At 71.9% G+C, this 21,168-nt stretch carries 16 protein-coding genes and 1 pseudogene; 9 read left to right on the top strand and 8 right to left on the bottom strand.

All coding sequences use genetic code 11. The features are described from left to right. Positions 1-33 precede the first annotated feature (33 nt). Positions 34-897, top strand: a complete 864-nt coding sequence (locus tag H305_RS0124680; RefSeq protein WP_028802750.1) for a hypothetical protein — start codon at positions 34-36, stop codon at positions 895-897. 151 nt (positions 898-1,048) lie between these two features. Here H305_RS0124680 and H305_RS0124675 read toward each other — a convergent pair whose 3' ends face one another. The 3 genes from H305_RS0124675 to H305_RS0124665 all read right to left on the bottom strand — a co-directional run bounded on the left by H305_RS0124675 (position 1,049) and on the right by H305_RS0124665 (position 3,499). Next, positions 1,049-1,258, bottom strand: a complete 210-nt coding sequence (locus H305_RS0124675) for a DUF397 domain-containing protein (RefSeq protein WP_028802749.1) — start codon at positions 1,256-1,258, stop codon at positions 1,049-1,051. A 292-nt stretch (positions 1,259-1,550) separates the two neighbouring features. Continuing rightward, positions 1,551-2,408, bottom strand: coding sequence for a helix-turn-helix domain-containing protein (locus tag H305_RS0124670; RefSeq protein ID WP_028802748.1), 858 nt, complete (start codon positions 2,406-2,408; stop codon positions 1,551-1,553). 335 nt (positions 2,409-2,743) lie between these two features. After that, positions 2,744-3,499, bottom strand: a complete 756-nt coding sequence (locus tag H305_RS0124665) for a GOLPH3/VPS74 family protein (protein ID WP_028802747.1) — start codon at positions 3,497-3,499, stop codon at positions 2,744-2,746. A gap of 218 nt (positions 3,500-3,717) precedes the next feature. Here H305_RS0124665 and H305_RS0124660 point away from each other — a divergent pair, with 218 nt between their 5' ends. Then, complete coding sequence (locus H305_RS0124660) at positions 3,718-6,459, top strand: serine hydrolase (RefSeq protein WP_078629231.1); 2,742 nt, start codon at positions 3,718-3,720, stop codon at positions 6,457-6,459. A gap of 221 nt (positions 6,460-6,680) precedes the next feature. Further along, positions 6,681-8,522 carry a membrane protein gene (locus tag H305_RS0124655; RefSeq protein WP_028802745.1) on the top strand — a complete coding sequence of 614 codons (1,842 nt, stop codon included), beginning with the start codon at positions 6,681-6,683 and terminating at the stop codon, positions 8,520-8,522. A 37-nt stretch (positions 8,523-8,559) separates the two neighbouring features. On the opposite strand, the gene H305_RS0124650 is transcribed toward H305_RS0124655, so the two are convergent. The 3 genes from H305_RS0124650 to H305_RS0124640 form a co-directional block, all read right to left on the bottom strand. Further along, complete coding sequence (locus H305_RS0124650) at positions 8,560-9,408, bottom strand: MerR family transcriptional regulator (protein ID WP_028802744.1); 849 nt, start codon at positions 9,406-9,408, stop codon at positions 8,560-8,562. Positions 9,409-9,524: 116 nt separating this feature from the next. After that, positions 9,525-10,025 carry a glutathione peroxidase gene (locus H305_RS0124645; RefSeq protein ID WP_028802743.1) on the bottom strand — a complete coding sequence of 167 codons (501 nt, stop codon included), beginning with the start codon at positions 10,023-10,025 and terminating at the stop codon, positions 9,525-9,527. A gap of 34 nt (positions 10,026-10,059) precedes the next feature. Beyond that, the gene (locus H305_RS0124640) at positions 10,060-11,025 is read right to left on the bottom strand and encodes an ArsR/SmtB family transcription factor (RefSeq protein ID WP_028802742.1); all 966 of its coding nucleotides are present in this window, start codon (positions 11,023-11,025) and stop codon (positions 10,060-10,062) included. Positions 11,026-11,319: 294 nt separating this feature from the next. On the opposite strand from H305_RS0124640, the gene H305_RS47005 reads away from it, so the two are divergent. Together H305_RS47005 and H305_RS0124630 are read left to right on the top strand one after the other, a co-directional pair. Further along, positions 11,320-12,564 (top strand): MFS transporter, encoded by a 1,245-nt coding sequence (locus H305_RS47005; RefSeq protein ID WP_051370918.1) that lies wholly within the window; start codon positions 11,320-11,322, stop codon positions 12,562-12,564. Positions 12,565-12,702: 138 nt separating this feature from the next. Beyond that, on the top strand, positions 12,703-14,208 hold the full coding sequence (locus H305_RS0124630) for a flavin-containing monooxygenase (RefSeq protein WP_051370916.1): 1,506 nt from the start codon (positions 12,703-12,705) through the stop codon (positions 14,206-14,208). Between the two features lie 249 nt (positions 14,209-14,457). Here H305_RS0124630 and H305_RS55040 read toward each other — a convergent pair whose 3' ends face one another. Further along, positions 14,458-15,216 carry a tetratricopeptide repeat protein gene (locus H305_RS55040; RefSeq protein ID WP_234021039.1) on the bottom strand — a complete coding sequence of 253 codons (759 nt, stop codon included), beginning with the start codon at positions 15,214-15,216 and terminating at the stop codon, positions 14,458-14,460. 734 nt (positions 15,217-15,950) lie between these two features. Continuing rightward, positions 15,951-17,330 (bottom strand): annotated as a pseudogene (locus H305_RS55035) (BTAD domain-containing putative transcriptional regulator); the annotation flags it as partial. 178 nt (positions 17,331-17,508) lie between these two features. Here H305_RS55035 and H305_RS0124620 point away from each other — a divergent pair. The 4 genes from H305_RS0124620 to H305_RS55025 all read left to right on the top strand — a co-directional run bounded on the left by H305_RS0124620 (position 17,509) and on the right by H305_RS55025 (position 20,887). Then, entirely contained in the window at positions 17,509-18,060 is a 552-nt protein-coding gene (locus tag H305_RS0124620; protein WP_028802740.1) for a hypothetical protein, read from the top strand. A 177-nt stretch (positions 18,061-18,237) separates the two neighbouring features. Then, a complete protein-coding gene (locus H305_RS46995; RefSeq protein ID WP_037765209.1) occupies positions 18,238-18,717 on the top strand; it encodes an SLATT domain-containing protein in 480 nt (159 codons plus the stop codon). A gap of 294 nt (positions 18,718-19,011) precedes the next feature. Beyond that, positions 19,012-19,779, top strand: coding sequence for a hypothetical protein (locus tag H305_RS55030; RefSeq protein ID WP_234021038.1), 768 nt, complete (start codon positions 19,012-19,014; stop codon positions 19,777-19,779). Beyond that, positions 19,721-20,887 carry a multicopper oxidase family protein gene (locus H305_RS55025; RefSeq protein ID WP_234021037.1) on the top strand — a complete coding sequence of 389 codons (1,167 nt, stop codon included), beginning with the start codon at positions 19,721-19,723 and terminating at the stop codon, positions 20,885-20,887. The genes H305_RS55030 and H305_RS55025 overlap by 59 nt, the downstream gene beginning before the upstream one ends. The last annotated feature ends 281 nt before the right edge of the window (positions 20,888-21,168 follow it).

The raw sequence follows: 21,168 nt of genomic DNA, 5'->3' as shown, positions 1-21,168 counted from the left end.
TGGGCGTCCGGCGGAAGAAGGAAGGGGATCGTCGTGTCGGAGGAGACTCGCAGCGAGACGTACGCCGAACTGGCCGCCCTCGGCCCGTACGGCGTCCGTCCGGGCCATGCCCTGATCACCATGGTCGAACCGCACCCGGGCCACGAGTACGCGTACAACCGCTGGTACGAGGACGACCACTACTACGCCGGAGCGATGGCGATGCCCTGGATGTACGCGGGCCGCCGCTGGGTCGCCACCCGCGACCTCCAACTGCTGCGCTACCCGGAGAAGTCGGCGGTCGCCCAGCCGGTCACCGCGGGCTGCTACCTCTCCACGTACTGGGTCACCGAGGGCCGTTACGACGACCACATGAAGTGGACCGTCGGCATCAACAAGCGGCTCAACCGCGACGGCCGCGTCTACCAGGACCGCACGCACGTCTTCACGGCCTTCCAGGACCACGAGGCCACCGTGTACCGCGACGGCGCCGCGGGACCCCGCGACCATCACGCCCTGGACCACCCGTACGCGGGGCTGGTGCTGGAGGTCGTCGACGCGGAGTGCGCGGAGCGGCGCGCCGAGCTGCTGGAGTGGCTGCGCTCCCGGCACCTGCCCAAGCGTCTCGCGGGCTCACCGGCCGCCATGGTCACCGTCTTCAGCCCGACCCCGCTGCCCGGCGACCGGATGACGTACGTCAAGCAGGTCGAGGGCGTGGACACACGGCTGACGCTGCTGTGGTTCCTGGAGGCGGACCCGCGGGACTGCTGGGAGGAGTACTTCACCGGGCTCGACGCGGAGGTGGCCGCCGCGTCCGCCGACGGCCCGGATCCGGGGGCACTCGGCAGGGTGGAGCTGGTCGCGCCCTTCATCCCCACGGTGCCGGGGACGGACCGGTACGTGGACCGGCTGCGCTAGCCGGCGGGCGGGGTCACCCCACCCGGCGCAGGTGCGGGAGAAAAGAGCCGAGCCCCCTCGGCCAGGACGGCGGGCCGGTCGAGAGGGCTCTGTCGGTGGATCGTATGAAGTTGTGTCGGGTCATGTGTCGGACGTGGCGTGGGGTCGTACCTCAGACGAGGCCGGCGGCCCCACGGCTCACCTCGGCCACGAAGACGTTCCAGGCGTCCGCGGGAAAGGCCAGGGTGGGGCCTGCGGGGACCTTGGAGTCCCGTACCGCCATCGCCGCGGGGACCGGGGACTTGACCTCGACGCAGGCGCCGTTCCCGGTGGAGTAGGAAGACTTGGTCCACGTGTCCGTGGCGCCCTGCTGAATTGCCATGTTCGCTCCAGTAAGCCAGTCGTTCATCTGTGAGTACCTCCGACCACGCGGTACGCGCTGCCACCGCACCACGGGTCCGCTTCGGAATCCGCAGTCCGGTTTGCGCCACGTTGTTGTTCGGTGGCGTGATCGACGCTACTCGCCAACATCGGCTGACGAAGCGACTATTCACTCGACTGGATGGCATATTCCAGTGGGGTCTTCCGCCCCGGCCCGGCGAAGGTGTATCGTCCGGCTCCTTCCCGTCAGGAACCCTCCCCGAGGCCGTCCCCGACGTCCGGAGCCCTCCGCCTCAGCGCGCGTGCTCCTTGGCGATGTCCGCGATGAACTGGCGCGACTGCTCCACGTTCAGGGCCTGGGCCCGCAGGTGCTCGTACATCACGCTGTACTTCTGGACGTCGTTCGCCTTCTCCAGGTACAGGTCGCTCGTCACGCCCTCGATGTACACCACGCTGGAGTCCGCCGCGTCGGGGAACTCCAGGATCGCGTACTGGCCGTTCAGCCCGGGGTGCGCTCCCATGTCGAAGGGGATCACCTGCACCGTGACGTGCGGCAGTTGCGACTGCTCGACGAGGTGCTCCAGCTGGTCGCGCATGAGGGAACGGTTGCCGACGGTACGGCGCAGGGCGGCCTCGTCGAGGACGGTCCACAGACGCAACGGGTTGTCCGGCGCGGAGATTCGTTCCTGCCGTTTCATCCGCACCTGGACCCGCTTGTCGATGTCGCCCGGCGCCGTCTCCGGCAGCGCGCCCGCGATCAGGGCCTCGGCGTACGACCGGGTCTGCAGCAGGCCGGGGACGACCTGCGGGTCGTACACGCGCAGCGAGGCCGCGTCCGTCTCCAGGCCGATGTAGACGCTGTACGGGATGTCGCCGAAGGAGTGCCACCAGCCCTGCTGGCGCGAGTCCTTGGCCATCTGCATCAGCGAGTCGACGATCCGGTGGTCCTCGACCTCGTACACGCCGCACAGGTCACGGACGTCCCGCTGGCTGATGCTGCGCCGTCCGTTCTCCAGCCGGCTGATCTTCGACTGCGACACCAGCAGCCGCTCGGCGACCTCTTCGGCCGTCATGCCCTTCAGCTCGCGGAGCCGGCGCAGTTCCTGACCCAGCCGGCGCCGCCGGACGGTGGGATTGACATTGGACGCCACGGGACGTGCACCTCCGGCTGCAGGCCTGTACTTTGCGTATCTGCTGTTGAGCAGATTGCCACCAAGGTGCTTTCTACCGCTGGGAAACAGCGGATATGCGCTGGGTGCGCGCCAGTTCGGCGGTCCGCCGCGCGGCGGCGCGCCTCCGCGGCCCCGGATGCGGCCGCGCGGGGCGCTGGGGCCGTGTCGTCGTCCGGACGTACGGCCTCATCGCCCCGCGCGAGCCAGCGGCTCCCGAACCGGGTCGTGGGGACTGCGGTGCGGCGCTGAGGTTCTGGCGGTGCTGGTGGTTCCGGCGGTGCTGGTCCTGCTGTGGGGTGCCGTGGGACTGCGGCTCAGTGCACCACGGCGCGCGCCATGGAACCGTGGCGCGGTTGCATCGGAACACCGCGGGCGGGTTCCGGTGCGGACCTGACTCCGGCGGTGGCCGGACGGCCTGCCGGTGCCGGGTTGCGGCGAGGCTGAGCGGCCACGCCGTTCTGGACGTCCATGACCGCGTGGGCCACGAGACCGCCCATGGGGTCATGCCTGATCAGATCCCGCAGCCGGGAGCGGGACGAGCGTCCCTCGTTCCCCGGGTACAGGTGCTTGCCGAGTCCGACCGCGTGGGCCAGCGCGGCGAGCGCCGCGGTCCGCGGGTCCGGCGGTACGCCGGTGCGGATCGCACTGTCCAGCCGGGACCTGATCTCCCGGCTGATCGCCGTGTCCGTCGCCTGGTAGCGAGTCGTCGGCAGCACCCCGCACATCTGGCCGGCCACGGCATGGACCATGCCGCACCTCTCCAGATGCGAGAGGTAGGTCTGGCGCAGCCCCAGCCGGGGTCCGCCAATCCAGTTGACCGCGCGTACGGGTGCTCCGCGGCGGCGAAGCAACTCCAACGCACAGTCCAGTGTCGGATCTCCAGTCGGCCGTGGCGCCACCACGGCGATACGATCCCCGTCTGGGGCTATCCGTCCGGCCAGTGCCAGCTCCACTAGCTGTGCTCCGGCCAGACCGAGGTCGAGCGACTGCGGCTGTGCGGTGGTACCCGTCGTCGGGTCCAACGCCAGCAGCAGAAGCTCCTCCGGAAGTGTTCTGCGGCTCCTGCCCATCCATGCCTCCCCGCGTGGATGAATGACAGGGTGACCCCTCTCACATCGGTCTGTCGAGGGTGCCTGACCGGAATGCAGTGGAACCGGTAGGTATGTCGTTCTCGTCTACCGCAGGGGCCAAGCCCTCACACAGGACACTGGTACATGGTTCGGACAGCGGTGTCCGGGCGGCGGTTCAACGGATGACGGTTCGTTTGGACGCACGGGGCGTGCGTCGCATGGAGGAGGCATCGGTGGCGGGCGAGTCCCCCGACAGGTCGAAGCAGCACGAGTCGTCGGCGCCGTCGGCAGAACCGACGCCGGTGACCCCGGCTGCGGTTCCGGGTCCGGCGCGCGGGGCCGCGTCGAGTCCGTCCACGGCTCCGGCTTCGGCCGACCCACGAGTGGCGATGGCCCGGGAGAGGGCGGCCACGGTACGGGTGGATCAGGCGACGGCGGTGTTCTCCACGAAGGCGGTCACGGCGGAACGGGCGGTGACGGAGGCCGAGTCGTCTCCCGCGCCGGCTCCCGCCTCGGCGGGCACCGTGGACTCCACGGACGCCGCCGACGAGCCCGCCGGGTCCGGCGAGGCCGGGTCCGCGGGTGACGCCCGGCTGCGCGCGGCCGTGGCCGCGTGGGTGGCCGGTACGGACGAGGAGGCGCCGGCGGGAGCCGGTGAGCCCGCCGGGGCCTCGGCCGGTGCGGGGGAGGCGGGGCGTGACACCGCCGACGCCGACGCCGGCGCCGATGACGCCGAGAACGACGGCGCCGACGCGGGCTCCGATGACGCTGCCGCCGCCGGCATTGACGCGGACTCGGGCTCCGGCTCCGAGGCCGACTCCACAGACGCTGACGAAGCGTCAGCGGCGCGTGCCGACGCCGACGCCGACGAGGAGCAGAGCTCCGGGTCCGCCGCCGAGGAGGCCGCGGACACGGCTGCCGACGCCGACACCGCCACCGACGCGTCCGAGGACGAGCCCCGGGACGACGTGGCGTCCGGCACGGCCGCTGCCGACGACACGGCCGAGCCCGAGCCCGAGTCCGAGCCCGAGCCCGAGTCCGAGCCCGAGTCCGAGTCCGAGCCCGAGCCCGAGTCCGAGCCCGAGTCCAAGTCCGGGGCGGACGCCGCCCGCTCGGACGAGACCGTCGCCCCCGGTCGCCCGGTGAGTGGGCCCGAGGACTCCCCGAAGGACTCCGCGGACGCCGAGGACCCCGCGGACGCGAAGCCTGCCGTGGACGCGGAGACCCCGGAGGACGCCAACTCCCCGGCCGACGCCGAGGCTCCCGCCGACTCCACCGAGGCGAAGGCTCCCGCCGACGCGAAGCCTCCCGTCGACCAGCCCACCGCCATCTTCAAGGCGCCGCGGCCGCCCGCCGTGGACCAGCCCACGACGATGCTCAAGCTGGGCGGCGGCACCGACCCGGGCGCCCGCAAGGCCCCCGCGAAGCCCGAGGACGAGCCCGCCGGCAAGGCCCCCGCGAAGCCTGCCGACAAGCCGGCCGCGAAGCCCGCGCCCGCCGCCGAGCGCACCAGCAGGTTCGTCGCGCTCAAGCCCCTGGACGAGCCCGCCCCGACGAAGCCGAAGCCCGCCGAGCCCGGGCCCGGCACCGCCGCCAGGCCCGCCGCGGACGCGACCGCCGCCCTCCCGCAGGTCGGCCCCGAGCGCACCACCCAGCAACCGCTGCCGCCCAAGCCGCCGCTGGACCTCCTGGCGGAGCTGACGAACACGCCGCCACCCCCGCAGACTCCGGTCCGCACGATCGTGCGGCGGGTCAAGATCTGGACCCCGCTGGTCCTGCTCCTCGCGGTGATCTTTGCAGTCGCGCAGGCCGTGCGTCCGCTCCCGGCGCCGTCGCTCGCGCTGACCGCCGACGAGACGTACACCTTCGACGGAGGCTCCCTCGACCTGCCCTGGCCCGGCCAGGGACAGTCGGCGATCGAGGTGGAGGGCGTCGGCAGCCTGGGCACCGACGGCAAGCAGACGCCCGCGCCCATCGCGAGCGTCGCCAAGATCATGACGGCGTACGTGATCCTCCAGGAGCACCCCCTCAAGGGGGACGAGAGCGGCGAGAAGATCACCGTCGACCAGCAGGCCGAGGACGAGTCGAAGCTGCCGGACGAGTCGACCGCCGCGATGTCGAAGGGCCAGCAGTTCACCGAGCGTCAGATGCTCCAGATGCTGATGATCCCGTCGGGCAACAACGCGGCGCGGCTGCTGGCCCGCTGGGACTCCGACAACAAGAGCTTCGTCGCCAAGATGAACGCCGCGGCCGACGAGCTCGGCATGACGAACACGACGTACACCGACCCCAGCGGTCTGCAGAAGACCACGGTGAGCACGGCCACCGACCAGCTCAAGCTGGCCAAGGAGGTCATGCAGAACGACGTGTTCCGCGGCATCGTCGGGATGGCCAGCGCGAAGATCCCCGGCCTCGACAAGCCCATCTACAACAACAACGACCTGCTGGTGCAGCAGGTCGGGGTGATCGGCCTGAAGACCGGCTCGTCCACGCCCGCGGGCGGCAACCTGGTGTGGGCCGCGACCAAGACGGTGAACGGCAAGACCCAGACCGTCTACGGCGCGGTCATGAACCAGAACGCCGGAACCGGCAAGGTCTGGGACAGCCTCCACCTGGCCCTCGTCAACAGCCAGAAGCTGATCGACAAGGTCCAGAAGGGTCTGACCACCGCCAAGGTGGTGAAGAAGGGGCAGATCGTCGGCTATGTGGACGACCAGCTCGGCGGCCGGACCCCGGTCGTCGCCACCAAGGACATGACGGCGATCGGCTGGCCGGGTCTGAAGACCGAGCTGTCGATCGGTGACGGGGGCAAGGCGGTCCCGCACTCCGGCAAGGCCGGCACGGTCGTCGGCGACCTGACGGTCGGCGACGGGTCCAGCCACGCCGTGAAGATCCCCGTGGCGCTCCAGTCGGACCTCGCGGAACCCGGCTTCGGCGCGAAGCTGACGCGCGTCGCCTGAACCGCCGCCGTCACCTGGACGGACGTACCCACCGATGAAGTACCCGCGTACGTGTCGGTGACGTATTCCGGATACGAGCACACGCCCCGCACCCCGCCGACGGCGCCCCACCCGGGCGCCACCCGGCGGGGTGCGTGCTAGCGTCGCGAAGTCGGGGCTGCTCGCCGCGGGCCGCGGGTCCCGGACGAGAACGGAAAACGGGACACGGGGAGTGCCTTGCAGTGGCGACAGCGGAGCCGACACACGCCGACGACGCCGATCCGGGCCCGGGCACGGGTCCGCGAATACCGCTGCGCTCCCGCATATCCGAGGAGGCCCGCGACGACCCCGGCGCCCGGGAGCAGGAGCACGGCACCCGGCTGAGCCGCTTCCTGCGGCACCCCGTCACCCTGGCCACCGTCCTCTCGGGTGTGCTCCACCTCGCCTGGTTCTTCACGTTCGCGAACAGTGGCGGGGATCTGGCGGCGCAGGACGCCTGGGCGGAGTTCGTCGGGCGGCACCCGGACTCCGCTTACAACCTCGCCTGGTACGGCGGGATGCACCCGGTGTCGTACAGCGTGGTGTCGCCGTACCTGATGTCCGTCCTCGGCGTCCGCACGACCATGATGATCGCGGGGACGATATCGGCCGGCCTGCTGATGTTGATCCTGATCCGCAGCCGCGCGGTGCGCAAGCCGCTGTGGCCGGCCCTCGCCGGGATCTTCGCGCTGCTGTGCAACGCCATCTCGGGCCGTGTGACCTACGGCCTCGGCACGGTGTTCGCCCTCGCCGCGACGGCCGTCGTGTTCTGCTGGCCCTACCGCTGGCGCTACAAACGCTGGGCGAAGGCGCTGTGCGCGGCGCCGCTCGCCGCGCTCGCCACCGCCGCCTCCCCGGTGGCCGGCCTGTTCGTGGGCCTGGTCGCGGTCGCACTCTTCCTCCAGAAGCGCCGCCCGGGCGCCTACGCCCTGGGGATCGCCCCGACGATCGTGGTGGCGGTGTCGGCCTGGCTGTTCCCCTTCTCCGGCACCCAGCCGATGACCGTCTACTCGGTCATCCTGCCGTTCCTGTACGCCGGGTTCGTCTTCTTCCTCGTCCCCAAGGAGTGGACGACGGTCCGCATCACTGCGGCCGTGTACGGCACCGCCGTCGTCCTCGTCTGGCTGATCAGCTCGCAGATCGGCTCCAACATCACCCGCCTGGCCATGCTCTTCGCGGGCGTCGCCCTGCTGGCGGCGCTGCCCTTCGCCGTGCCGCGCTCCCGCAAGTGGTACGCGATCGTCGTCGCCTTCGCCGGGTTCACCACCTGGATCGGCGTCAAGTCGGTCGACGACATCGTGCACACGACCCCGGCCGCGTCCTGGGCCCGCGAGCTCGCCCCCCTCGTCAACCAGCTCCAGGTGGTGGGCGCCGAGAAGGGCCGCGTCGAGGTCGTCCCCGCCCGGTCCCACCGCGAGGCGTCCGCCCTCGCCCCCTACGTGAACCTCGCCCGCGGCTGGAACCGCCAGGCCGACATGGAGCGCAACCCGCTCTTCTACGACGACACCCTCAACTCGGCGAACTACCACGAGTGGCTCCAGCGCTGGGCCGTCCACTACGTCGTGCTGCCCAAGGACGAGCCCGACGGCGACGGCGGGGAACGCGAACGCCAGCTCGTCCAGCGGGGCATGCCCTACCTGCGGCAGATCTGGGGCGACGCGAACTGGCAGCTGTTCGCCGTCACCGATCCCGCCCAGCTCGCCGAGCCCGACGCCTTCGTCCAGCGCGCCGAACAGGGCGAGATGACGATCGAGGTGAAGAAGGCGGGCCGCATCCTGATCCGCGTCCCCTACTCGCCGTGGCTGAGCATCGTCGACGACAAGGGCAAGAGCGTGCGGCCCCCGCAGGAGACCGAGGAGTCCAAGCACCGCGAGGACAGCACACCCAAGACGTACGAGAACCTCAACGGCTGCCTGATGCCGACCGAGGAGACCCCGGCGGGCGACAAGTGGACGGAGCTGCTGGCCCCGAAGCCGGGCACCTACCGCCTGGCCGCGCCGTACCAGCTGCCCCGCGGCACGCCCTGCCCGGAGGAAATGCGCTGATCCGGCGGGGTCCCACGCCCCGCCGGCCCGCGCCCCCTCACTTCACGGGGAACGCCACGTCGCACACCGGGTCCTCGGGCCCGGCGGCGTCCCAGTCGGCGAAGTACACCTCCCGGCAGGGGCCGTCGCACGACAGTCCCCGTTCGGCGATCCACGCCTCGACGGCCTCGAAGGCCATGTGGATCTGCGGGTAGGCGACCTGTGCCTTGGGGATCCGGGCGTAGGCCAGACGCTGCGCGGGCTCGACGCGGACCTTGATCTCCCGGATCCGCCCCTGTGCGCGGACCCATGCCCGCGCGGCGTCGGCGTCCGCGACCGGCACACAGGCCTCCACGGGTCCGTCGCTCTCCGTGCTGACCTCGGCGTGGTAGACGACGAAGGGCGGCCCGTCGAACCCTCCGCAGGCGCGGGCGCCCTCCTCCAGCCGCCCCAGCGAGGCGGGAATCCACACCGGCAGCTCGGTGGCCAGCACATGCCGTGTCTCCGCCAGCACCACCCGCTCGGGCACCTCGACGGTCTCGACCACGAACTTCTCGTACATCTGCGAACTCCTCCCGGACAGCCGTCCACGGAGGTACGCGGCGAGCGCCCGCTGAGAGGCGAAGCGTTCCTCGGCCTCGTCCCAGTACGCGCCGAGGAGTGAGGCGGCGGCGGACCCCTCCGCCTCCACCACCTCTGCGATCCGGGCGAGCGGCATGTCGAGCCGGCGCAGCAGCACGACGAGCCGGGCCCGCTCGACCTGACCGACGCGGTAGTAGCGGTAGCCGCTGATCTCGTCGACGTGCGCCGGGGCCAGCAGCCCCAGCCGGTCGTACAGCCTGAGCGCCTTCGCGGACAGCCGGGCCCGAGCGGCGAACGCGCCGATGGTGAGCAGTTCCCCGTCCACGGCGGCACTCCCCCTCTCCCTGGGCCCGGATCGCCCCCTCGTCACCTCCGTCACCGGGCGCCTTTTGCCCGGTGACGAGGACGCTCCCCCCTGCCCCAGGGGCAAGGTCAACGACGTCAGGCAGCGAGCTGCTTCTCCACCGCCGCCACGACCGTTGCCGACTCCGGTTCGGTCTGCGGGGAGAAACGGCCGACGACCGTGCCGTCGCGCCCGATCAGGAACTTCTCGAAGTTCCAGCGGATGTCACCACTGTGGCCCTCGGCGTCCGCGGTGCCCACCAGACCCTCGTAGAGGCCGTGCCGCCCGTCGCCGTTCACCTCGACCTTCTCGGTCATCGGGAAGGTCACGCCGTACGTCGCCGAGCAGAACTCCGCGATCTCCTCGGAGGTGCCGGGCTCCTGGCCCATGAACTGGTTGCAGGGCACGCCGAGCACGGTGAAGCCCTGGTCCGCGTAGCGCTCCTGGAGGCGCTCCAGGCCCGCGTACTGCGGGGTCAGCCCGCACTTGGAGGCGACGTTGACGATGAGCACGGCCTTGCCGCGGTACTGCTTGAGGTCGGCGGAGCCGCCCTGGAGGGCCCCGATCTCGATGTCGAGCACAGAATGGTCAGTAGTCATGAGCGGATGCTAACTCCGCCCGGTGACAGGACCGTCAGTCGCGCTGGGCCGTGACGAGCACCTCGCCGGCCGCCGTCCGCGAGTACAGCACCGACCGCCCCGCACGCCGCCGCTCGACGAGCCGGGCGTTCAGCAGCACCTTCAGATGACGTCCGACCGAACCCAGCCCCTGCCCGGTCACCGCGACCAGCTGGCTCGTCGACATGGGGGAGTCCAGGAGCACGAGCACCCCGGCGCGCGCCGGGCCCAGGAGCGCGCCGAGGCTCTCCGGCACCGCTTCGGCCCGTCCGTCCGCGAGGACGCCCGTGCAGGGGTAGACGACGGCGTACCGGTGCGGATCCTCCCATGACACCCACCCGGTCTTCGGGGTGACGGGCACGAACAGCAGCTGGGCGCCGGAGATCTCCCGCGGCGGATATTCGTGGAGGTTCACCTGGAGCCGGTTGTCGCCGAGCCACCGTGTCCCCGGCCGCAGCGCGTCCAGCGCCGCGGCCCAGCCGCCCTGGCTCAGATGCGCGGTCCGTGCCACGACGTCCGCCTCCAGGACGCGCCGCCGCCGCTCCCAGTCAGGGCGTACGCACCGCTCCCACACGTGCGTGAGGAGATCGGCGGCGCGCCGGGGCAGGTCGTCGCGGTCCGCCAGCGCGGCGGGCAGCGGGCCGCCGAGCGAGACGGCGAGATGCGCGCGGGCCGCCTGCGGCGGGGTCTCCCGCATCCTGGCGATCTCCACCTCGAAGGACTCGTCGCCGTACGGCGTCGGGGTCAGGAAGTCGGCGATCCACTCCCGCCCGAGCCCGGAGCGGATCAGTACGGCGGTGAGCGGGTCGGCGGCCAGCCGCCGCCGGTAGGCGGGCAGATGGGTCCGTAGCCACCGCAGCTCGCCGGGGTGCGAGGCGGTCCCCGACTCCAGCGTCTTCAGGGTCGCGAAGGTCTCGGCGAGCGGGGACAGCACGAAACGGCTGCCGGCGAGGGTGTCGGCGTTGACCTGCCACCAGCCCATGCGTGCACCCTCCGTCCGTGCTCCGGGGCCTGCCCGTGTTTCCGGGGACCGTCCGTCTTCCGGGGCCCGCTCGTCGCGACGCTTGTCTGCCGCGCGGTCCGTTCCCCGTTGCGGGGGCTGTCCGCCGTCGGGTCCGGCCGTGGTCGTTGCGGGTCCTGTCCGCTGTCGGGTCCGGCCGGGTCCGTTGCGGGGCCTGTCCGCCGCGGGGCCGTCCGCCGGCCGCTCCGGGACCGTTGGTTTCGCCCCCGCGCGAAACAATATCGACCGTCCCGCGGCCCGCTCCAGACTCCGCGCATGCGCAGTTACTCGGACCTCTTCCGCACCCGGGAGTTCACCCCCCTCTTCCTCTCCTCCGCCCTCCACGCGGCGGCCTCGACGATCGGTGGCCTGGCCATCGGCACGCTGGTGTACAGGGCGACGGAATCGCCCCTGCTGTCGGCCGTGAGCATGTTCGGCCCGCAGCTGGCCCAGGTGGCCGGCGCGACCACGCTGCTGTCCGCGGCCGACCGGCTGGCGCCGCGCGCCACACTGACCGGCATCGCGCTGTCGTTCGCCGTCGGCACGGCCGTGATGGCGACGCCCGGCCTGCCCGTCTGGTCGGTCTTCGCCCTCATCGCCGTCCTCGGCCTCGTCTCCTCGCTCGGCGGCGGGGTCCGCTGGGGCCTGCTCAACGAGATCCTCCCCAAGGAGGGCTACCTGCTGGGCCGTTCGGTCTTCAACATGGTCAACGGCCTCATGCAGATCACCGGCTACATGACGGGCGCCGCCCTGGTCACGCTGCTCTCCGCGCAGGTGACCCTGGCGACCGCGGCGGCCCTGTACCTCGGGTCGGCCCTGACCGTCCGCCTCGGCATGACCCGCCGGGCACCACGGGCCACCGGCCGCCCCTCGGTCGCGCAGACGTGGCGCACCAACGCGCTCCTGTGGTCCTCGCCCCCGCGCCGGACGACCTATCTGCTCCTGTGGGTCCCCAACGGCCTCGTCGTCGGCTGCGAGTCCCTGTTCGTGTCGTACGCCCCCGACCGGGCGGGCCTGCTCTTCGCGTCCGCGGCGTCCGGCATGTTCGTGGGCGACGTGACGATCGGCCGCTTCGTCCCGCCGGCGGTCCGCCGCCGCCTCGGCATCCCCTGCCTGCTGCTCCTGGCGGCCCCTTACCTGCTGTTCGCGCTGCGTCCGGGCACGGCCGCGGCGGCGGCCTGCGTCGCCGTCGCCTCGGTCGGCTTCGGCGCCAGTCTCATCCAGCAGGAGCAGTTGATGTCGCTGACCCCGGACGAGCTGAGCGGCCACGCCCTTGGCCTGCACTCCTCGGGCATGCTCACCCTCCAGGGCGTCAGCGCGGCGGTGGCGGGGGCGGTCGCCCAGCTGACCTCGCCCGGCGCGGCGATGACGGTGATGGCGCTCGCGTCGCTGGCGACGACGCTGGCACTGGCCGTGGTCCCCGCACGACGACGGCCCGCGCGCCCGGATCCGGAGCCGGGCCCGGTACGTGAGCCGCGGCCGGGGCCGGCCGCGGCACGGGAGCCGGAGCAGGCACCGTAATCGGCGTAGCCACCAGGGCCGGCAGGACGGCCCTGGGCCGCCGGGGTCCCCTGGGCCGCCGGGGTCCCCCGGGCCGCCGGGGTCCCCCGGGCCTGTGGCCGTCTGTCGCACGGCGCGCGGGCGGGCTAGCTTGGCCGCGTGGACGACGGACGCGAACGTGACGGGCGCAGGCCGAGGGTGATCGTCGTGGGTGCGGGCTTCGGCGGCATCGCCGTCGCCGCGGAGCTCCTGCGCCACGGCCTGGACGACGTCATCCTGCTGGAGGCGGCGCCCGGGGCAGGCGGCACCTGGCACCACAACCGCTACCCGGGCGCCGCCTGCGACGTACCGAGTCACCTGTACTCGTACTCGTTCGCCCAACGCCCCGACTGGACCCATCTGTTCTCGTACCAGCCGGAGATCCTCGCCTACCTGAGGCGGACGGCGGACTCGCTCGGCATCACCCCGCGCATCGTCACCGGCACCGAGGTCACCGCCTGCACCTGGGACGACCGCTCCTGCACCTGGACGGTCCGCAGCCGCCGCACGGACACGACCGGGCCGTACGAGGAGCGGGTGGCCGACGCACTGGTGCTGGCGACCGGGCAGCTGGACAAGCCGTCCTTCCCCGCCGTCGAGGGGCTGTCCCGCTTCGCCGGCCGCAGCTTCCACTCCGCGCGCTGGGACGACACGTACGACCTGCGGGGAAAGCGCGTGGCGGTGATCGGGACAGGCGCGAGCGCCGCCCAGCTCGTCCCCGAGATCGCCCCGCAGGCCGCCCGGCTGACGGTCTTCCAGCGGACGGGCAACTGGTTCCTGCCGCGCAGCGACCGCCCCACCCCCGCACTCCTGGCCCGGGTCCTGCGCCGGCTGCCGGTGGCGCGCCGGGCCTGGCGGGGGCTGCTCCACCACGGCATCGAGCTGATCACCCTGTGCGTCCGCCACCCCCGCACCGTGGGCCGGATCGGTGCCGCTGTCTCCGCCGCCCACATGCGCCGCCAGCTCCCCGACCCGGAACTGCGCCGCAAGGCATGGCCCGACCACCCCTTCGGCTGCAAGAGGGTCCTGCTCAGCTCGGACTTCCTGCCGGCCCTGCGGCGCCCGGACACGGAGCTCGTGACGGACCGGATCGTGCGGATGGAACCGGAGGGCCCCGTCACCGCCGACGGCCGCCGCCACGACGTCGACTGCGTGATCTACGCGACCGGCTTCCGCACCAACACCTTCATGCTGCCGATGCGCGTCACGGGCCGCGGCGGCCGCACGGTCGAGGATGCCTGGTCCGACGGCGCCCAGGCCCACCTGGGCATCACCGTCTCCGGCTTCCCGTCGATGTTCCTGATGTACGGCCCGAACACCAACACCTCGGGTGGCTCCATCCTGTTCTTCCTGGAGGCGCAGGCCGCCTACGTCCGCCGGGCCCTGCAACTGACCCTGCGGACCGGCGCGGCGGCCCTCGACGTGCGTCCCGAGGCCCAGGCGCGCGGGCTGGCGCGGCTGCGGGCCCGGTTCGCGGGCACCGCATGGACCGCCTGCACCTCCTGGTACCGCACGGGCGACGGCCGCAACGTCGCCAACTGGCCCGGCTACATGGGCGAGTACGCGGAGCAAACCCGTCGTGTGGACCCGTCGGAGTACCACCTGATCCGCGCGCCGCGCCCCTGACGCGTCGCAAGGAGCCATTGTCCGGACGGGCGTTGACACTCCCCTTGTCCGCCGTCTGACTCCGCGGCGTCGTCGCCGCACCAGGAGCACCAGGCTCCGCCGGGACCAGCGACGTGAAGGACACTCTCCAGTTGACGACTGCGACCGCGGTTTCACCGACCCCGTGGTGACGGACGAGTCCGGCCGGGGCCCGCGGCGCGCGCGGTCCCCGGCCGGTGTGCCGTGCCGCCTCCGCGGGCCCTCCGGGCTTCAGACGCCGCCCGCGCGTCCGGTTCCGTGCGTGTGCGCGGCGTGGACGGCGAGCACGTGCTGGAACTGCTGCCTCGCCTCGTGGACGCGACCCGTCGCCAGATAGGCGTGGCCCAGGCGGGACCGGATGTCCATCTCCAGCCAGTCGTAGCTGGGTTCCGTGAGGGGGGACAGCAACGCGTGCTGACGCAGGGCCTGGTGGTGGAAGGCGATCGCCGCGTCCGGGTCCCCCTGGGCCTGCTCCACCGTGCCCAGCCGGGTCAGGCTGCGTGCGCACAGGAAGACGTCCCCGGCCTGCTCGACCAGGCCGACCGCCCGGCGGAGCATGCGCTTGGCCTCACCGTGGTCGCCGAGCCGGAGGTGGACGTCCGCGGCGCAGCTCAGGGGCCTGCCGAGCATGCGCGGTCTGCCGTCCCGCTCGGCGTGTGCCCGGGCGTCGGCGAAGCAGGCCAGCGCCTCCTCGTCGCGTCGGCCGAAGTAGTGGGTGAGACCGAGGATGACGAGCGCCATCGAGGCGACCCAGTCGCTGCCCAGCCGCCCGGCCAGCTCCGCCCCGGCGGTGGCGTGGCGAACGGCGCCGTCGCCGTCCCCCAGACTCAGGTCGAGAGCCCCCAGCCCGGTGAGGGTACGAGCCTTCTCGTGCGGGTCGGGCTCGCGCCGGCCGATCTCCAGCGCCTCTGTGAAGCAGGCGCGGGCCTGTGCGTACCGGCGCTGGTGGACACAGATGTACCCCAGGCCGTTTCGCAGGGCCTGGGACATGCGCGGATCGCCGGCCTCGTCCACCCGCGCGAGCGCGACCTCCAGCGCCGTCCGGCCCTCCTGGTAGCGGCCCTGCCGCACGAAGTAGTCGCACAACGCCTCCGCGATCCAGCAGGCGAAGTCGGCCTCGCCGTGGGCCGCGGCATGCGCGACGACGTCGGGCAGCTCCCCGCCGGCCGCGTCGAGCCAGGCCTCCGCGTCCTGCCAGGTGCCGAACGGCGCGCCGGAGGGCCGCGGTCCGGTGGGGAAACCGGTGCGGCCCCAGTCGCTGGTGATCCGGCCCGCGTCGAGGAAGAGCCGGTAGGCGGCCCTGCGCGCCGCGACGGCCTCGTCGGGCGCCGCCTCGTGACCCGCCGCGCGTGCACGCGCACCAGGTCGTGCAGCCGGTAGCGGCCCGGCCGCGGCTCCTGCAACAGGCTCGTGTCGACCAGGCTCTCCAGGACCCGCTCGGTGTCGCGGGGCGGCGCGTCGAGCACGGCCGCCACCGTCAGCACGTCGAACTCGACCGTCGGCGCCACACCCAGGGCGCGGAACCCGCGCTGCTGTTCGGGCATGAGCTGGTCGTACGACAGGCGGAAGGCCGCCTCCACGCTGCGGTTTCCGACGCTCAGTTCACCGAGCCGGTGTTCGTCACCCGCCATGCGGCCCACCAGGTATTCCACCGTCCAGGAGCGGCGGTTCTGCAGCCGCGACCCCGCGATGCGCAGCGCCAGCGGCAGTCCGTCGCACAGTCCGACCAGCTGTCGCGTCGCCTCCGGCTCCCCGCTCGCGCGCTCCGCTCCGATGAGGTGGGTGAGCAGCGACACCGCGTCCCCGCTCTCCAGGGGCTCCAGGGTGACCCGGCAGTCGGCGTCCAGTTCCGCGAGCCGCCGCCGGCCGGCCACCAGCACCCTGCTGCCCGCCCCCGCGGGCAGCAGGGGCCGTACCTGGTCGGCGTCGAGGGCGTCGTCCAGTACGAGGAGCAGCCGCAGTGGGCTGGTCGCCGCGCGCCAGGCGGCGGTGAGCTCCTCGAGGTCGCCCGGCAGCTCACCGCTCGCCGCGCCGAGGCTGCGCAGCAGCCGCTGCAGGGCCCGCTCCGGCGCCTGCCGCCGCTGCGCGCTGTGCGCGTGCAGGTCCATGAACAGGCAGCCGTCCGGGTGGTGGCCGCTGAGCTCGCGGGCCGCGCGCACGACGAGCGCGGTCTTGCCGACGCCGGCCGTACCGTCCACCGTGACGACCGACACGGACCCGGGCGCGGCCGGCGCGATCAGCTGCGCCAGCTCCCTGTCCCGGCCGACCAGCCGGCCCGAGTCGCCCGGCAGGTCGTTGACCGTGCGGCGGGGCAAGGAGAGCTGCCGTGCCGCATCGGGTACGTCGGTGGTGTGGGCCACGGCCGGGCCGAGGAGGCGTCCGTCGTCCCGGCGCAGCACCGCTTCGTGCACCCGGCGGAGCTCGTCACCGGGGTCGACGCCGAGCTCCTCGCGCAACCGCTCGCACATGTCCTGGTAGACGCCCAGCGCCTCCGCCTGGCGTTCGCTGCCGTAGAGGGCACGCATGCGCAGCGCCACCAGGGACTCGTCGGCCGGATCGGCCGCGGACAGGGCGGCGAGTTCGTCGAGGGCGTCGGCGAACCGGCCCGTCAGGACGAGGCATTCGAGCCGTTCCAGCCGAACCGTGCGCAGCCGCGCCAGCAGTCGCTGCCGCTCGGCGTCGGCGTAAGGGCCCGGCAGCCCGGCGAGCGGTTCACCGTCGAACAGGGCGAGGGCCGCCGACAGGCGCTCCGCCGCCGTCGCCGGGTCGCCGGACGCCTTCGCCCGCTGCGCCTCGTCGACCCGCTCGGCCAGCTCCGCCACATCGAGCCGGACCCCGTCGACGACGAGGCGGTACCCGCCCCGCTCCCCGCGGATCAGCGAGTCCCCCGGAGCGGTGCCGCTCTCGTCGAGCGTCCGCCGCAACCCGTAGACGTAGCTGGGCAGTACCTTGCGACCGGACTGCGGCGGACTCTCCCCCCAGACCCCGTCGAGCAGCTGCTCGCGGCTCACCAGGAGTCCCGGGCGCAGCGCCAGCGCGGCCAGCACGGCCTGCTGCCGGACGGGCCCGAGGGCCAGCTGTCCGCCGTCGCGCCAGGCCCGCATCGGCCCGAGCACCGCGAGTCGTAACCGTCGACGGGATTCCGAGCCCACCCAGAAGCCTCCGCTCCGCGCATCATCAGAATTTCACCGGCATTGCAGCGTCTTCCGCGAGGGTGTGCAAGTGCGGCGGCCGTGGACCGGGGGAACGGCCGCCGCCTCCCGACGAGGAAGGAACACGAACGTGACCGTCAACGACCGGTCCCTCACGGGTCAGCTGAAGCGGCGGAGGCTGTTCCTCACGCAGGAGCGGAGCGACGTCGCGGAGATCGTGTATGTCTGCGTGGACGACGGGCTCCCGGGAGGGTTCCCGGTCGGCTACGTCATCCCGTCCCGCGTGGGGGCCTGGTCCGCGTACGCCCGGGTCCGCCCCGGTGTCCGCGTCTTCGCCACCGACGAGGTGGGCACGGGCCTGCCGGACGTGGCCGAGGCCGTGCGCGCCGTGCTCGACCACGCCCGTTATGGGGACGTCCTGTTCGCCCTGGAACAGGAGACCGACCGCGACGGGGCGTACACCGCAAAAATACGCCGGGAGCACGCCGCCTGGTTCGCCGCGCTCGACGCACCCGAGGGCATCACGCAGCTCGGCGACGGCAGGATCCGCCTCACCGCCCCCGCCGTCGCCTATCTCCGCGGCCTTCCGGCACGCTCGGGCTGCCACGTGGACGGCGACGACCGGATCCGACTCGCGGGGGAGTCGTACGTGTTGAGCCGGGAGCCCCGGCGTGTGCGGTGACGGCGCGGCCGACGTCCGCGGCGACGGTGCGGCCGGGCGTACGCCGACGGGACGGTGCCCTGACGCGGGAGTCCCGCCGCGTACCCCGACGGTGACGGCGGCCTCGCCGCGGGGTTCCCGCCGCGTGCTGACACGGGGGGTGTTTCCCGTGGGGCGGCGCGAGGACACCATGTACCCATGCGCCGACAGCCGCCAGACGCCACCGCCTGGTCCGAAGCTCCCGATCCGGTACTCGCCCTGGCCCAGGGCGAGTTGGCCTTCTACGAGAAGGTCCGCGACTCGGCGCGCCTGTGGTACCGCGTGTCCGAGCTGGGAGCCCTGGCGACCTCCTCGGCGACGGTGGTCGCGGCGGGCCTGCACGCCCCGGCCTGGCTGACGGCGATCGTCGCGGGCGGCGCCCTGTTCTTCACCGGTTTCCGCCAGGTCTTCGCACACGGCCCGCGCTACGTCCTCGCGGCACAGTCCCGCGAGACCCTCCGCCGGGCCGTCAACCGCTACCGGCTCCTGCCGGAGGCCGACCGGGGCGAGACGGCCCGCCGCGAACTGCTCGCCGCGATCGAGCAGGTGGGCGACGAGGAACTCCGCCGGTGGGTCGAACAACGCAGTCGCACGGCTCCGGGCGGCACGGACCCGACGGGCGGCCCGGCACTGCCCTGACCCGCGGGTGGGTGACGGGCGACCGCCGGCCGATCGGCAGCCGGCCTCCGCCGACAGAAGAAGAAAAATATCCACAGGCTCATACAAAACGCAGATAAATCCGATGAGGACTGTCGATAATCATCAGGTTCCAATCCCAAAATAATCGGTTTCCAATGTCGATGTATATGGAATTGGGGTCGAGATCGGCTCAATGAGGGGCTTTTCCCGGACCGGACCGGTGCGCTTCGGCGGCGTTTCGAACCAGCCCTGTATCCCTTGACCGTCACATGAGGCGAGGGAGAGCTGGAGACGATGATCGAGCGAAGGAAATTCCTCATGGCCGGTGCCATGGGGGCCGCGGCCATGCTTCCACCGGGTGTCCTGGGGGCACGGGCGTACGCGACGTCGGCTCACCCGCCGGCAGGGTGTGACGACCAGGCGACCAACACCCCTTCCCTGACGAAGTTCGTCGACCCGCTGCCCAGACCGTCGACGGCCGTCCCGGATCCTTCCGCCTATCCGGGCGCCGACTACTACGAGTTCACGATGCGGCAGGGTTCGTGGCGCTTCCACCGGGATCTCGATCCGTCACCCGTGTGGGGTTACTGGGCCACGGATCCGCACCGTCCCCACGAGCCGATCGGCATGGGCTATCTCGGGCCGACCTTCGAGACGATCAGGGACCGCCCGACGGTCGTCAAGTACCGCAACGAGCTGCCGACCACCCACATGTTCCAGACTGTGATCGACATGATTCGCGACAAGAAGCCCGTCGTCGCCCCGATCCCTCCGCCTCCCTACGAGTACATGCCGCAGTTCCCCGATGACATCAACGTGTGGAACGTCGTGCACCAGCACGGCGGTTACACGGCACCGCAGTCCGACGGTCTGCCGGAGCAGTCGTTCAGCCCGAAGGGCTTTCACGCCGAGGGCTACACCACCCTGGAGCCGGGCCGGGTCGAGCCCAACGAAGCGATCTACGCCTACACCAACCACGACCATTCGTGCACACGATCACGCCATGGGGATGAGCGCCCTCAACGTCTATGCGGGACTTGCCGGTCTCTACTTCATCCGTGATCCCGCCGACGATCGGCTCGGGCTGCCGCGCGGTGAATTCGAGGTCCCCCTCATCCTGCAGGACCGGACCTTCAACGCGAACGGTTCGCTCGCCTACACCATGGTCGACAGGGAGGGCGAGGACACCCCGATCGTCAACGGGAAGGCGTACCCCTACCTGGACGTCGAGCCGCGACGCTACCGGCTGCGCATCCTCAACGCTTCGAACGAGCGATTCTGGCGGCTGAGGTTCGACACTCCCCGAGGTGTACTTCCCCAGCCGCAACTGCCGTTCTGGCTGGTCGGCACGGACGGCGGCCTCCGTGCTCCGTTGCACATGCTGGACTTCCTGATCAGTCCGGCCGAGCGGTACGACCTGATCGTCGACTTCAGTCAGATTCCCCCGGGCAAGGACGTCACGTTGACGAACTACCCGGGAACGCAGGTCCACTTCCCCGGCATCACCGGCTGCGGACCGGAGATCGCGGACATCATGCGATTCCGGGTCCGCAAGCCACTGTCCGGGAGCCGGGACGGTTCGACGCCGCCCGAGAAGCTCAAGCTGCAGTCGGTCCCGGCCATCAAGCCGAAACCGCACACCCGTCGGCGGCAATGGGTCGTGTACCAGAAGGAGCTCTTCAGGACGATGACGTTCAACGCGGTGCCCTACATGGAGCCGTCGCAGGACTTCATCAAGGAGGGCTCGACCGAGATCTGGGAGTACATCAATCCCAATCACGACGCCCACCCGATGCATGTCCACCTCGTCAACTTCCAGGTGCTGGACAGGCAGCCGTTCGACGCGGCCGCCTACCAGAAGGATTACGACAAGTGGATCGACGGCGGCCGCAAAGCGGAGGACCACCCGGCCGTGGCCGACTACTTCACCGGCCCGCCGATTCCCCCGGACCCGGACGAAGCGCTGTCCTACAAGGACACGGTCAAGGCCCCGGCACAGATGGTGACCAGAATCATCATCCAGGAATTCGTCCCGCCGAGGGACGAGATCGCGTCGATCCCGGGAAGCGGCGCCGAGCTCCCGGCGACGTACATCCACCACTGCCACCTCCTCGAACACGAGGACGACGACCTGATGCGCCCCTGGACGATCGTCCCGGCCGGCCACTGACGCCATCGACACCGCCGGGCGATCGTCGCCCGCGTGGACCCCACCGCCACGCGGGCGACACGCCTGGACACGAAGAAAGGCCGGCCCTGAAGGGAATCCCTCCCGAGCCGGGCCATCCGCCCGCACTCCGGCCGCCCACCCGGCCATGTCCGGCAGCCCGGCGACGTCGACGGCATCACCGTGCCGTGTGTCATCCGGATGGTGCAACAGAAGGCGACTCACCCGTCCGGCCGACCTGACGTACCGTCGGCTGCCCTGTCCGGAAGCCTAGGATCCGCCAC

Origin of the sequence: Streptomyces sp. 142MFCol3.1 (genome assembly GCF_000424945.1) — a bacterium.
Classification (GTDB): domain Bacteria; phylum Actinomycetota; class Actinomycetes; order Streptomycetales; family Streptomycetaceae; genus Streptomyces; species Streptomyces siamensis.
Note: the sequence above shows the minus strand (reverse complement) of the source record. Positions and strands in the feature narration are given on the sequence as shown.

What these genes read in the sequence shown, in the direction of transcription:
- H305_RS47005 (WP_051370918.1), top strand. Translation starts at nt 11,320, where the DNA reads ATGCGCAGTTACTCGGACCTCTTCCGCACCCGGGAGTTCACCCCCCTC.
- H305_RS0124665 (WP_028802747.1), bottom strand. Translation starts at nt 3,499, where the DNA reads ATGGGCAGGAGCCGCAGAACACTTCCGGAGGAGCTTCTGCTGCTGGCG.
- H305_RS0124660 (WP_078629231.1), top strand. Translation starts at nt 3,718, where the DNA reads ATGGAGGAGGCATCGGTGGCGGGCGAGTCCCCCGACAGGTCGAAGCAG.
- H305_RS46995 (WP_037765209.1), top strand. Translation starts at nt 18,238, where the DNA reads ATGCGCCGACAGCCGCCAGACGCCACCGCCTGGTCCGAAGCTCCCGAT.
- H305_RS55030 (WP_234021038.1), top strand. Translation starts at nt 19,012, where the DNA reads ATGATCGAGCGAAGGAAATTCCTCATGGCCGGTGCCATGGGGGCCGCG.
- H305_RS55025 (WP_234021037.1), top strand. Translation starts at nt 19,721, where the DNA reads ATGGGGATGAGCGCCCTCAACGTCTATGCGGGACTTGCCGGTCTCTAC.
- H305_RS0124675 (WP_028802749.1), bottom strand. Translation starts at nt 1,258, where the DNA reads ATGGCAATTCAGCAGGGCGCCACGGACACGTGGACCAAGTCTTCCTAC.
- H305_RS0124645 (WP_028802743.1), bottom strand. Translation starts at nt 10,025, where the DNA reads ATGACTACTGACCATTCTGTGCTCGACATCGAGATCGGGGCCCTCCAG.
- H305_RS0124640 (WP_028802742.1), bottom strand. Translation starts at nt 11,025, where the DNA reads ATGGGCTGGTGGCAGGTCAACGCCGACACCCTCGCCGGCAGCCGTTTC.
- H305_RS55040 (WP_234021039.1), bottom strand. Translation starts at nt 15,216, where the DNA reads ATGTCCCAGGCCCTGCGAAACGGCCTGGGGTACATCTGTGTCCACCAG.